Source organism: Kribbella catacumbae DSM 19601, from assembly GCF_000372465.1.
In the GTDB taxonomy this organism is placed as follows: Bacteria; Actinomycetota; Actinomycetes; order Propionibacteriales; family Kribbellaceae; genus Kribbella; species Kribbella catacumbae.
Map to the genome: position 1 here is coordinate 93,817 of NZ_AQUZ01000004.1, position 13,090 is coordinate 106,906.

The following is a 13,090-nucleotide window of genomic DNA, read 5'->3' on the forward strand; positions in this document are numbered from 1 at the left end:
TGGCCTAGCTCGGAGGATGTGGCAAGGGGTACAACCTGAGTTGCAGGTTACGCAACAGGGATGCTGAGCCATGAGGGGTCGGTGGCGGGGGAACTGAAGCTCACGGTGCTGCCGAGCTTGCTGCGGCCGAGGTAGCGCGGATCGACGGTGTCGACGACCAGGACCAGATGATGCCCGGCGGGCACCTCCCAACTCGTCGACTCCAGCCGGAAGTCGAGCGTCTTGGGCTGCCCAACTGTTGCCCCGCGCAACGTATAGGGCTTGTGCGAGACGAGTGATCCGACGCCCAGCGCGTCAACGTCGTACAGGTAGGCGAAGAGCGAGGTGTCGCGCGCGCTGGGCGTGACGGTCACGTGCAAACGCGGAGTTCCGTTGATCACCGTCCTGGAGCTGTACGCCGGTCCGGACCACACGCCCGCGAAGGTGCGATCGACGAACGGTATGGCGACGCCGACCGGGATCGACAGCAGCCCTTGCAGAGCGCCGGAAACGAGCACCACACCGCTATCCGCGACCGTGGGGACGCCTGCGCCGATGCCGTTGGACCAGCCGGTGGATGCATTGGCCTGCAAGGCGCCAGTGCGCGACAAGCCGGCCGGCTTGGTCAGGTACGACGTCTTGGGCGAGCCGACGGCGGCCCAGTCGGAGTAGCCGCGCCAGACATTGCGCTGCGACTTCAACTGGACGGGCGACTCTTGGTCGGCGCCGTTGTCCGCGCCGGTGAGGAAGTGCTTCAGCCAGGGCGCGAGCTCGTCCCAGATCTCGTTGGGCAGGCCGATAGCACCGGTCACCTCGGGGGTGGAGTGGTCGCCATGCGCGAGGTGCAACCGCTTCGGCCCGGTCAGCCGGGTGAAGAAGTCCGTGTACTGCGTGGGCGGGAAGATCGAGTCCTCGAAGGCGTTGGCGAGGAAGACGGCCGGGCGGTTCGCGTCGATCCGGTCGACCACGGTCGCCGCCGAGCGCACCGGCGCGAGCGCCTTCGCATCGGCCACCGCGCCATCGAAGTCGCCGCTGATGAACTTGGTCTGCAAGGTCTGCATCTCCGGCCCGGGCCGGCCGGTGAGGTTGCCAAGGGCAAGCAGTGCGGCGACCGCCTGCAGGTTGACCGTCTCGTTGGGGTCCAGCGAGGCGATCAGGTCGGCCCAACCGCTGAGCGCACCGACCGCCTTGATCCGTGGGTCCTGCGCACTGGCCAGCAGCGAGATGCCGGCGCCGTACGAGATGCCGACCGAAGCGACCCGACTGGTGTCGGCCGGCGTGTGCTCGGCGGCCCAGTCGATCACTTCGGTGACATCGGCAACGGTCGGCGGACCCGCGATGTCGATGCCGCCGGCGGAGTCCCAGAACCCGCGGCTGGAGTACGAGATGACCTGGAACCCGGCCTTGGCGAGCTTGCTGCCCTGGCCGACGTATTCGAGATTCGGCACACCCCAGCTGGACGGCATCACCACGAGCGGGAACGGACCGGCACCTTGCCCGGTCGGGGTGAGCACGACGGCACCGATCTCGGTACCACCCGCGCCGGGGATGCGCTGGTACGCCGTACTGAAGCCGGGCGCGGCCTGCGCCGGGGCGGGGGCGAGACCGACGCTCGCGATCAGGACGGCAAGGGCGACCACGAGTCTGCGCATCGGTTGACCTCCGGGGCGGGGGTTACTGGTCAGTTTTACCGAAGGGTAACCACGGAGCCCTGGTGTGTCACTAGCTCAGAACGCGTCGATTCCCGTGGCCTCCACGGACCACGCCCACAGCCGCTGGGCCAGCTCGGGGTCCCGGGCTGCTTTGGTCGGGTGGACCAGCTTCGGCTTGCCGCGGTACTCGAAGAACGACGGGCCGTAGTACGAGCCGGGTCGCACGCCGGGCATCGTCGCGGCGTACAGGCTGGGCCAGGCGCCCGCCGCGGCGGACTGGGCGACGAGCTTGGTGCCGAAGCCCATGATGCGGGCCTCCAGGTTGGCGCCGCCCAGTTGCGGACCTGACGTCTGCAGGTGAGTTCGCGCGTAGCCGGGATGGGCGCCGAGACTGAGGAGCGGCGTGCCGGCTGCTCGCGCGCGGCGGTCGAGCTCGGACATGAACAGCAGGTTGGCCAGCTTGGACTTCCCGTAGGCGTCCCATTTCGCGTAACCGTTCTCGGCCCGGAGGTCGCTCTGCCTGATGGTGCTGACGGTCTTGTGCATGAACGAGCTGACCGTCACGACCCGGGGGCTCTCGGCCTTGAGCAGCAACGGCAGCAAGCGGGCGGTTATGGCAAAGTGGCCGAGATGGTTGGTGCCGACCTGCAACTCGAACCCGTCGGCGGTCTGCCGGTACGGCGTCGCCATCACGCCGGCGTTGTTCACGAGGAGGTCCAGGCGATCGTGCTTGAACTGCTCAGCAGCGGTCTTCACGCTGGTCAGGTCGGCGAGGTCGAGCTCGAGGATCTCGGGCTCCGCCCGACCGGAGGCGGCGGCGAGTCTGGCGGCCGCCTGCAGGGACTTCTCCGGGTTGCGCGCCGCGATGATCACCTCGGCGCCGTGCTTGAGGAGTTCGAGAGCGGTCTCGTAGCCGAGTCCACTGGTCGCGCCGGTGACGAGGGCGCGCCGTCCGGTCAGGTCTGGGATGTCCGCAGTGCTCCAGCTCATGCGCCCACAGTAGTGGTGGGCGCATGAGCCGGTGCACTCCCAGCTATTGAGCTTTATCTGTAGTGTCTCCGGCAGAACTACCACGGAGGGTAATCTATGCCGAGCGTCACGCCAGGTTCGTCGGACTCAAGCGACACGCAGGGCGAGGTCAATGGCGCCATCTTCGAGGAGCGTGCCGAGAATCTGTCGCTCGATCAGTTTTCAGCCTGGACCGAGGTGAGCCCATTCGAACGAACCGTCTTAAGACAACTGATGGCCCAAGGCCCACGTCTGCTCAGCGGGCCTCGCGGGTGCGGAAAGACAACTTTGCTCAGGCTCGCTGATCGTCGGATTAATTCGACGACACCAGACATCGCCGTCTATGTTAACTATGGGAAGTATCTATTCCTTGAACCAGCATACAAACAGCGCGCTGACGCAGACGGCTTCTTCCAGGACTGGCTGGTCGCTCGGATAATAGTTGCAATTAGCGATCACGTTCCAAACAATCAGAAGCTCAAGGCGATGGCGAAGGAATGCCAGAATTTCGTTGATGCCGCCGAAAGCGACCCCTCCACCGATCGACTACAACTTCCCGGCCCCGCGCAACTCTCGCGAATGCTGGAGATGTGGGCATCCGAAGCCGGCCATCGTCGCGTCATTCTCCTCCTCGACGATGCGGCGCACGCATTTGTTCCAGACCAGCAGCGGGTATTCTTTGAATTTCTTCGCAGTATCCGCAACCCTAACGTCACTTACAAAGCTGCGATCTACCCTGGCGTCACAGAATTCAGCCCCAACTTTCATGTTGGACATGACGCAAAGATCATTCACGCTTGGATTCCAGTTGACGGCGAACAGTATCTGCGCTTCATGCGCAGCCTATTTACGAGAAGATTTCCAGACTCCATGCAAAAGGGAATCCCAGGCGATGTTGTAGATCTTTTCGCCGGAGCTGCGTTCGGCGTACCTAGAACCTTCCTGGCGATGCTCGAAGAGTACTTGAACAATCTGCCGACCAATTCGGGGCGAATTGCAAGGCAAGCAAACACGATCATTGGTGAACAAGCTCAGCAGTTGCGCAAGCTGTACATGACGCTCGCCGACAAACTTCCGAGCTACAGCATGTACGTCGAGACCGGGCTGACCGTCGAGCAACGTATAGTTTCAGAACTCAGGGACCTCAACTCGACCCGCTTCGATAAACAGGAAACAGCAAGTCAAGCGCTCGACGTTGCCATCCGCCAGCCAATCGATCAGAGGTTGCTAACTATTCTGAGTCTGCTGGAGTATGCAGGCATCGTCCGGCAAACTAACGAGAGCGTAAGCCTTGGCAGCGGAGGAACCTTTACGAAGTTCTCCTTGCATGGGGCCGTGCTCATGGAAGGCAATGCGTTGCGGTTCGGAAAAAATCCGACCTTGGCGCAGCGCGCGGGATCACTTATTCGGTTCACTCGAGTTGGAACCTACAAGCGTGTACTAAGTGAGACACTCCTAAATAAGTCTGAAGCCAAAGAATGCCGACTCATGGTTGGGTCTTGTCAGAATTGCGGATCCCCTCGCCTGATTCAAGAAGCTCGCTTTTGTCATGTCTGCGGCTCGGAACTTCTTGACGAAAGCCGGTTCGCTGCGCTACTGCGCACTCCAGTCGACCAGTTGCCGCTTACTCCTCGCAAGATTGAGTCGCTCAAGAACCAAAGGCTCTTGCGTGTGGAAGACATACTTCGCGATCGGGGGCAGCAGGAACTTCGGAAGGCTGAACGCGTGGGCCAAGTGTGGGCACGGCGTATTTACTCGGTTGCGGAGGAGTTCGTAAGTGTCTAGGCACACGGAGATCGACAAGGTTGTCTTGAATGCTCCTGCGCGATTCTCTGCCATCGACTGGTCGAATTTCATTGAGCGGTCACAGATCGGAGATGACCACAATCCAATCGATGAGTTCTATTCGACCCATCAGGGACTGACGGCCCTAGGCGGCCTGGTGGGCCAAGGGACCATCAGACAAGAACTCGAAGAACTCTTGGCTGGCCAGATGGTCTTGGGCTATGTCAGCGCAACAGAACTGTTCCTGCGAAGATTATTAGCGCAAAGCGTTCGCCTATGTCCTAATCTTCGCAAACGCAACAGTAGCGTGCAGATACCCTTTGGTGCTTTAGATTTCTACGAAGCTAAGAACATTGAGCACGCCCTGACCGAACGCGTGACGTTTAGCGAGCCTGGAAAAGTGGCGAACGTACTGCGAGAGCGATTCGGCATATCGATAAAGCCGAACTCTTCACTGAATGAGGCCATTGCGGAGTTCGAAGGTCTCTGCCAACTGCGGCACGCTCTCGTTCATTCTCGAGGTGTAGTTAATTCGACGAATGCCGAGCAGTTCGAACTACCAGCCGGAAAAGGTCACTGCATGGTGACCCTGGAGCATTCGGAGGTTGCTGCTGCAGGAGCAGTCTGTATGAACCTGGTTCGAGAAATTAACACAGAGGTAGGCCGGACCATTTTATGGGACTGGCTTACTTCCGGAGTACTACGCGGAACGAAACGAGCCGACTCGACCAAGCTTGGCCGGCTGTTGACTTTGTTTGCCTCAAAAGTAGACCCGAGCCAAGGTCGAGCGACGGCGTCAACTGTCGATCAACTGATGGATACCGCCCGCGTCGTGGCGGACGCGGTAACCAACAGCCGCCTGGCAGTCAAGTCTGTCGCCAAGCCGCCGGATCTGTCGGTGCCACGAAACTCGGGGAAGTTGGTGGCACCGACGGATCAGTTGGGCACTTAGAGGATCTTGCGTGCCTTGAAGGCGGTGGTGACCTTGTCCGCGGCCGCCTTGCCATAGAGCAGGCGAGCCGACTGGACGGTGACCCGCGCGGCGTCGGCGAACGAGGTGTCCGGCGCGTAGAAGAACGTGCCCTGCAGGATCACCTTGTTGGCCTTGTTCCGGCCGAGCGCCTGGTGGATGTCCCACAGCGCGTTCGACCAGATCTCACCATCGGCGTGCACCTGACCCACCATGTCGTCGGTGGTCTTGCCGGTGTCGGTCCGCCGCAGGCAGTGCTTCGGGCCGGAGGTGTACGACACCGCGTCCCAGTCCATCACGCACGGCAGGTCGTAGTTCTTGCTGACCGGGACGGACATCGTGACGGCCCAGTAGTCGCCGAAGCCCTCACCCATCGCGCCGGCCTCGGCCGATTCGCCGTACCCGGGGACGATGTCGTCCTGGATCGCGTGACCGTACTCGTGCCAGATCACCTCGGCGTCCTCGGCGTCGTCGACGCCACCCTCGCCCATCGTGATCATGTCGATCGACGGGTCGTAGAACGAGTTGTCACCGTCGAAGGTGTTGATCGAGAAGTCCTGCGACTCGTTGTTCACCTCGGTGAAGCCGAGCGAGTGGATGTACTCCTGGGTCTGGTTGACCTGGTAGTACGCCATCACCTGCTCGAACTTGTCGTTCGCGCGCTGGAAGACGAAGTTGTTGTTCTTGTTGTAGGCGACGCCGCCCTTGGCTTCCTTGATGTTGACGTACGGGCCGACCAGGTTGCCCGAGCCGTCCAGGTTGCGGAGGATCACGTTCTTCTGCGCCAGGAACAGGTCGTTCTGGTTCTTGTCGTCGTTGTCGACCAGGTCCTCGTTCTTCAGCGTCACGACCGGGTTCGGATCGAACACCGAGCCTCTGCCGTCGGCGTGGTCGCTGATCACCTCGGACTTGACCACCTTGCCGTCCTTGGCATCGACCAGCGAGCGGATGACGCCCTCGGTCGAGCGCGAGGTGACGTTCCAGACCAGGCGCGCGTCCGGTCCGCCGACGACGGCGAGCTGGGCCGTTCCCTGGGTCGCGGCCGGGGTCGGAACGACTCCCTTCCCGCCGGTACTACGGCTCCGCGCGGCCCGGGCCGTGGCCGCGGTGTTGGCCGACTTCGTGGCAGTTGCCGACGGCACCTTCGCGCTCACGTCGAGGCTCGCCGGTACGGCGTCGCGCCCGTCGGAGACCTGGACGATCTTGCCCGACTTGTCGACGTGCTGCGCGTAGTACCCGTTGATCACCGGCAGGCCCTTGAAGGTCTGCTGGTACCAGTGGTGCTTGCCGAGCAGTGAAGTCTTGGTCTTGATCAGCTTCAGGTTGCCCGGTACCGCGCTGCTCGCCGCGGCGGCCGAACTGCCCGCCGGCGCTGCCCCCGCTGCGCTGGTGAACGACATCCCGACTGCCAGCATCGCCCCGGTGGCGGTGATGGCCGCGATCGCCTTCCGGCGACGCACGTGTTTCGTCATACTCATTCCCTCCCAGGGTGGACGACCGTGGTGGTACGACTACGATCCGTCGCGACCCTAGTTCGCCGGACACCACCGTGGGAAGCAAAACTTTGCGTGATCACGGGTGGGCAAGGGAAAACATCTAGCCCCCTGCGAGGAGCCTGATCACGCCAGGGAGAACGGCGACGCCGACGTCGGGATCGATCGCGCGCTGTACTCCGAGACCGACGCCGAGGCTGAGCAGCGCCGTCGCGCAGTCTTCCGCGGGCATCGGGAGCACGATGCCGAACTCCTCCGCGTGCTCGGTGAGCAACAAGGTGATGGCTGCCCGGATCTGAGCATTGCGAAGAGCAAGCTCCCGGCGTACGGCGTCGTCCTGCCGGGCGCGGGTCGCGAACTCCACCTCGAAGACCGTCCAGGCCTGGTCGCCGATGGTCTCCTCGGCCCAGCGCTGGAACGCGGAGAGCATGTCCTCGAGCGTCGCCGCGCCCTCCAGCGCGGTTGCCATCTTGTGCGCCTGGCCGGCCCGGATCGCGTCGACGACGGCGAGGCAGAGCTCATCCTTGTTCCGGAAGTTCGAGTAGACCGCGCCCTTGGAGAAGCCGGCCTCATCCGCGACCTTCTCCAGGCTCGTCGCCGCGTAACCGTCCTGGAGGAAGAGCTCGGTAGCGGTCGCGACGAGCGTCTCGCGGGTCCGCGCCTGGCTCTCCACCCGCGTCATTCTCGGCATGGCCCCGACTCTAGTGGGTTGCTTGGGGTTCCCATGGTATTCAGATACCGCTAGTCTCCGAAGATGGCTGACCACGAGGTACTGATCGTTGGAGCGGGCGCTTCCGGCATCGGCGCGGCGATCCGGCTGCTGCAGGTGGGGATCACGTCCTTCGCCGTCCTGGAGAAGGCGGAGTCGCTGGGTGGGACCTGGCGCGACAACACCTATCCGGGGTGTGCGTGCGATGTGCCGTCGGCGTTGTACTCGTATTCCTTTGCGCCGAATCCGTCGTGGACTCGCGCCTTCGCGGGGCAAGCGGAGATCCGCGGGTATCTGGAGTCGACGGCAGCGCAGTACGGGGTGCTCTCGCACACGCGGTTCGGGGTGGAGATGCTGCGGGCTTCGTGGTCGGACGAGGCGCAGCATTGGGTCGTCTCGACGTCTGCTGGTGAGCTCACGGCTCGGGTACTGATCACTGGGACCGGGCCCTGGCATGAGCCTTTGATGCCTTCGGTGCCGATGTCGTTTGACGGGCCCCTGTTTCACTCGTCGCGGTGGGATCACTCGGTCGATCTGCGCGGGAAGCGGGTCGCGGTGATCGGCACGGGCGCGTCGGCGGTGCAGTTCGTGCCGGCGATCCAGCCGCTGGTGTCTTCGCTGCATCTGTTTCAGCGGACGGCGCAGTGGGTGTTACCGAAGCCCGACCACTACGTGCCGCCTCTTGAGCGCTGGTTGATGCGGCGGGTTCCGGCGGCTCAGCGCGCTTTGCGAGCCGCCGAATACTTCGGAATGGAGGCGCTCGGGGTTGGCTTCAGGAAGCCGGCCGTGATGCGTCAGCTCCAGCGGGTGGGCGCTTGGCATCTGCGGCGGTCGGTGCGGGATCCGTTGCTGCGTGCTGCCTTGACGCCTTCGTACACCCTTGGGTGCAAGCGGATTCTGATGTCCAACGACTACTACCCGGCGGTTGCTGCCAGCAACGTCACGGTTCACTCTGGTGTTGCCTCGGTCAACGAGTCTTCTGTGGTCGGCACCGACGGATCGGTTGCCGCCGTCGATGTCGTTGTCCTGGGCACCGGGTTCAAGATCCTCTCGTTGCCGTTGGCAAGCAGAGTGTTCGACGCCGCCGGCCGAAGCCTGCAGGACCATTGGCAGGGCAGCCCGACTGCCTATCTCGGCACCACCGTGGCCGGCTTCCCGAATGCGTTCAACCTGCTCGGGCCGAGTCTCGGTACCGGGCACACGTCGGCCTTCATGATCCTGGAGGCGCAACTCGATCACACGATCGCCGCCATCTCAGGCCTGCTCCGGCACGGCTGGTCGAGCCTTGACTTGCGGCCCGCAGTACAGGAGTCGTTCAATGCGGAGGTGCAGGACGCCTTGCAGACAACGGTTTACGAGACCGGTGGGTGTGCGAGCTACTACCACGACACCAATGGGCGAAACAGCTTCAACTGGCCGTGGTCGACTCGGCGGCTCCGGGCCCGGGTCGGAAGGTTCTCTCCCGGCGACTACGCGATTCATTCAGGTGTGGAGGTTGTGCGATGAGGCTAGCTCTGTCCCGTTCGGTCGTGGTGGTCACGGGTGGCGCGCGTGGAATCGGGGCGGCCACGGCTTCGGCGTTCTCGGCTCTTGGTGCTTCCGTTTATGTCGGCGATCTGGATGGCCCGCGGGTTCTCGATGTCACCTCGCGTACGTCGTACTCGGTCTTTGTGGATCCGTGCTCAGCGAGACGGGGCGGATCGACGTACTGGTGAACAACGCCGGCGTGATGCCGCTCGGTCCGTTCCTCGACGAGCCCGACGAGATCAGCCGGGCGACGCTCGACGTCAACGTGTGGGGGCTGATCCACGGGATGCGGCTGGTCGTGCCCGGAATGGTTGCCCAGGGCCACGGTCATGTGGTGAACGTGGCGTCGATGGCTGGCAAGATCCCGTTTCCGGGGATGGCGGTTGACAACGCCTCGAAGTACGCGGCGGTGGGGTTGTCGGCCGCAGTACGGCGGGAACTGCATGAGACCGGGGTGAGTGTCAGTGCGGTGTTGCCGAGCGCAGTACGGACGTCGCTGTCATCCGGCGTACGGCTGGGTGGGATTTTGCCGACAGTGGATCCGGAGGATGTCGCTGCGGCAGTGGTCCGGACTTGCCACACGCGCCGGGCAGAGACGCCGGTGCCCGGCTTCCTGGCCGGATGGGGTCTGCTCGACGGACTCGTACCCGAGCCGTTGATGGCGTTCGCGCGGCGGGTGCTCGGCGACGACCGCGGGCTGACGGCGGACGCGGCCGCGCGGGCGGCGTACTCGGCTCGCCTCGAGGCCTTCACCCGCCGGGAGTAGCGGACTGAACCTGGCCTCTTCCTCTCCTAGCGTTGGCCTCGGACCCAAGAGAGGATCAGCCATGACGAAGTTGAGTCTGCGTGCCCTGAACCGTGCCACCCTCGAACGCCAGTGGCTGCTCGAACGCCGCTCCGTCACCGCCCTCGAAGCGATCGAACACCTGGTCGGCATGCAGGCCCAGATCCCCCTCGCCCCGTACGTCGGCCTGTGGACCCGGCTGCTCGACTTCGACCCGCTGGAACTGGCCGGCCTGCTGGAGAACCGCGAAGCCGTCCGCGGTTCGCTGATGCGGGCCACGATCCACCTGATGTCGAGCCGCGACTTCCTGGCGATCCGCGGCTTGATCCAGCCCCGCCTCGAACGCGAGGTCTACTCCAACACGACGTACGGCCGCAAACGCCTCGAAGGCGTCGCCATGCCCGCCGTACTCCGCGCCGGCATCGACCGCATGACCACCGCACCGGCCACCGCCGTGGAACTCCGCGAGCACCTCTCAGCACTCTGGCCCGGCCACGACGCCCCCTCCCTGGCCCACGCCGTCCGCTGCCTGCTCCCCACCATCCAGATCCCACCCCGCGGCGTCTGGGGCAAAGGCGGCAACCCCACCATGACCACAGCCGACCTCTGGCTCGACTCCCCCATCACTCCCGAGCCCGACGTAGACCAGCTAGTCCTCCGCTACCTGGCCGCCTACGGCCCCGCCTCAGTAGCCGACGCCCAATCCTGGTCCGGCCTAACCCACCTCTCCGAAGTCTTCGACCGCCTAGACCTCCGCACCTACACCACCCCCACCTCCCCCCGCCCCCTCTACGACCTCCCCACCATCACCCTCCCCCCGGAAGACACCTCAGCCCCCACCCGCTTCCTCCCCGAATACGACAACCTCCTCCTCTCCCACGCAGACCGAACCCGCTTCTACCCCGCCTCCACCCCTCCAGACGCCCTAAGCCGAGGCGCAATACTCCACAACGGCCACGTAACCGCCCTCTGGAAACTCCTCCAGCAAGGCAAGAAGACCGCAACCATCGAAATCGAACCCATCACGAAGACCTCAGCCGCGACCCGCAAGAGCCTTGAGACCGAAGCTCACAACCTGCTTGCCTTCACCGCACCATCAGCCAGCACAACCGAGGTCCGCTTCCTCCCCTGAACGCACGAACAGCTCGACCCCTGAGGGTCGAGCTGAACGCGGCTAGCGCTTACGAACGTCGAATCTGCAACAGCAGAGCCGACACCGCAGCCACAAGCGGCAAAAGCCCCGGAGAGAACACCGCTACGGCAGCAACTACGATGAGAACAACCTGAACAGTCTGCCGAAGCAAACCAACAAGGCTCGTAATCAACGAGGTCAGTGCAACCAAGTTGGCATTCCAACGCTCAACTCTCTTGACGAAAGTAGTGCGCGTACGGCGGGTGTTAGCAGTAACCATAGGATCCGACTCCTGAGGACAGGTGAAAGATCGCCAAACAGTTGCGCTAACAACCACAAGGCGAATCGATCACAAAGTGAACGAAGGCACCGAGTGGTACTTCTGTCTGTGGCTAGAGGCTAGCAAGCAGTGCCTAGCCGTGACCAGGCCAGTGTCGGGTAAGGTAGTCGTGTCGGCGGAGGTGCGCTAACACCGTTGAGGCTGATGAGACCGCGGCGCATTTTGGATCCGACTCCGTGCGCCGCGGTCTGCTTATGCCCGGAGGTTGACGAGAACCGGGCCGACCCGCGCTCCGTTGGATCGCGCCAGCGAAATCAGGACATGGCCGGTCGGCACGCCCGTGATGATGTCGGACACGGTCCACCGAGCTCGCTCCACCCGGCGGACGCTATAGCCAGTTGTCTCGCTATGGCTACGCCCGTCCGGCCTCCCGTACTGGTTGTACTGCGTTCCCGACTGCGCACTGCGACTTATCGTCGTCTCGTTGATGTACTGGTCGCCGAACCACTTCGAGAAGATATCTGCGTCCAGCGGGTCGATGCCGCCGAACACCGCTTTGCACCCGGTCGAACCGAAGATCGTCGCCCGAACCTCGATCGGGAAGTCCGACATCGTCTGCGATAGGAGGACCAATCCGGCATTGTTCGATCTCAGCTTCTGAACGCCCCGAGCTACGTAGTCGTCGACGAATCGTCCGGCCTCGTCGATCACGAGAGACTTGAAGATGGAGCGATCGGTCTCCGCCGACGAGGTGATCTGGACGAACTGCGACACTACGAGGCGCGCGAGAATCCGCGAGGCGTCCGGGTACTCCGCCTCGGGCAGTGCGACTCGAACCCGCACCGGCCTGTTGAGGTCACGCATCTGAAAAGTCGGACCTTGGTGATCGAACAGTCGGCGCAGCGCTGGCCGGTCGAGTAGGGCGAACCGCTCTACAAGACTTGCCGCAGGATCGGCGGTACGAAGCGACTGACTCTTCCGGGTGTCGAGGAGCGCTTTCATGTCCTTCGACCCAGGCCCTTTGAGACGCTCCTTCACTCGGTCTATCGAAGACTGCTCCGCCCGCAGGAGACCGAGGAGTTCAGGGACCGTCGGCCAGCGCTCGTACGCTGCTTCGAAGGGCGCCAAGCAGGCGTAAAGGGCATTCTTCGAGGCATCGATGAAGTAGGCCTTGTCGTCGCTCACCTGCGGCGGCAGAAGAGCTGAAGCCAAGCGGTCTGCCGCAACATCTGCCGTTCGGGAACCACCGAAGAGGCTGAAACCGCAGCTTGGGCTCAACGGGTCGATGGTGACGTCGAACCAGCCGTCGTAGGCGAAGTCCATCGCCTTTGGGTCGACCACGACCATGCTGGCCTTGCCGGTCAAAGCCGCCAACGACAGGTGCTCGACAATGGGAGTCGCCAATCCGCGAGTCTTGCCCGATCCGGGGGGACCGATCACGAGGAGCGAGGTCCTCAGTACATCCAGGTCGATCCCGAAGTCACCAGTGATCTCGAAGTCACCTCGATGATCTGGCACGACCTCACCCAGCCGTACCTGGCCAGCCAGCAGGTTGTGCCGTGCGAAACGCTGACCTGGCAGGTTTCGCTGTTGTGAGGGATGTACCAAGGCAGCGCTACGGTCACGCTCGATCGTCTGCGCGAGACGCTCAAGTTCCGCAGGCTCTGCCGCGCGGCCCCGAATCGCGTTGGTCAAGCGTGCACGGTCGACATCGTTGAAATCAGCGCTGGCTGCGAGTTCGTCCAACTGCTCCGCGAGGCGCGGGTGCGCA

10 protein-coding genes are annotated in these 13,090 nt (G+C 63.4%); 5 read left to right on the plus strand and 5 right to left on the minus strand.

Features of this window, described 5'->3' with window-relative positions; genetic code table 11:
- Positions 1–47: 47 nt before the first annotated feature.
- Together A3ES_RS0105755 and A3ES_RS0105760 are read right to left on the minus strand one after the other, a co-directional pair.
- Positions 48–1,631, minus strand: a complete 1,584-nt coding sequence (locus A3ES_RS0105755; protein WP_020385831.1) for an alpha/beta fold hydrolase — start codon at positions 1,629–1,631, stop codon at positions 48–50.
- Positions 1,632–1,706: 75 nt separating this feature from the next.
- Complete coding sequence (locus A3ES_RS0105760; RefSeq protein ID WP_020385832.1) at positions 1,707–2,621, minus strand: oxidoreductase; 915 nt, start codon at positions 2,619–2,621, stop codon at positions 1,707–1,709.
- Between the two features lie 96 nt (positions 2,622–2,717).
- On the opposite strand from A3ES_RS0105760, the gene A3ES_RS53825 reads away from it, so the two are divergent.
- Positions 2,718–4,424, plus strand: a complete 1,707-nt coding sequence (locus A3ES_RS53825; protein WP_157630355.1) for an ATP-binding protein — start codon at positions 2,718–2,720, stop codon at positions 4,422–4,424.
- Positions 4,417–5,376 (plus strand): hypothetical protein, encoded by a 960-nt coding sequence (locus tag A3ES_RS53830; RefSeq protein ID WP_157630356.1) that lies wholly within the window; start codon positions 4,417–4,419, stop codon positions 5,374–5,376. Before A3ES_RS53825 ends, A3ES_RS53830 begins: the two co-directional genes overlap by 8 nt.
- Here the strand turns inward: A3ES_RS53830 and A3ES_RS0105780 are convergent.
- Together A3ES_RS0105780 and A3ES_RS0105785 are read right to left on the minus strand one after the other, a co-directional pair.
- The gene (locus tag A3ES_RS0105780) at positions 5,373–6,866 is read right to left on the minus strand and encodes a M4 family metallopeptidase (RefSeq protein WP_020385836.1); all 1,494 of its coding nucleotides are present in this window, start codon (positions 6,864–6,866) and stop codon (positions 5,373–5,375) included. The genes A3ES_RS53830 and A3ES_RS0105780 overlap by 4 nt on opposite strands.
- A gap of 124 nt (positions 6,867–6,990) precedes the next feature.
- Complete coding sequence (locus tag A3ES_RS0105785) at positions 6,991–7,578, minus strand: TetR/AcrR family transcriptional regulator (RefSeq protein WP_026162583.1); 588 nt, start codon at positions 7,576–7,578, stop codon at positions 6,991–6,993.
- A 63-nt stretch (positions 7,579–7,641) separates the two neighbouring features.
- Between A3ES_RS0105785 and A3ES_RS0105790 the strand changes: the two genes are divergently transcribed.
- The 3 genes from A3ES_RS0105790 (at position 7,642) to A3ES_RS0105800 (ending at position 11,039) form a co-directional block, all read left to right on the plus strand.
- On the plus strand, positions 7,642–9,102 hold the full coding sequence (locus tag A3ES_RS0105790; protein ID WP_020385838.1) for a flavin-containing monooxygenase: 1,461 nt from the start codon (positions 7,642–7,644) through the stop codon (positions 9,100–9,102).
- Positions 9,103–9,274: 172 nt separating this feature from the next.
- Positions 9,275–9,889, plus strand: coding sequence for an SDR family NAD(P)-dependent oxidoreductase (locus tag A3ES_RS46370; protein ID WP_020385839.1), 615 nt, complete (start codon positions 9,275–9,277; stop codon positions 9,887–9,889).
- A gap of 61 nt (positions 9,890–9,950) precedes the next feature.
- Positions 9,951–11,039 (plus strand): winged helix DNA-binding domain-containing protein, encoded by a 1,089-nt coding sequence (locus tag A3ES_RS0105800; RefSeq protein WP_020385840.1) that lies wholly within the window; start codon positions 9,951–9,953, stop codon positions 11,037–11,039.
- A gap of 532 nt (positions 11,040–11,571) precedes the next feature.
- Here the strand turns inward: A3ES_RS0105800 and A3ES_RS0105805 are convergent.
- A complete protein-coding gene (locus tag A3ES_RS0105805) occupies positions 11,572–13,065 on the minus strand; it encodes a type IV secretory system conjugative DNA transfer family protein (protein ID WP_157630357.1) in 1,494 nt (497 codons plus the stop codon).
- Positions 13,066–13,090: the final 25 nt, after the last annotated feature.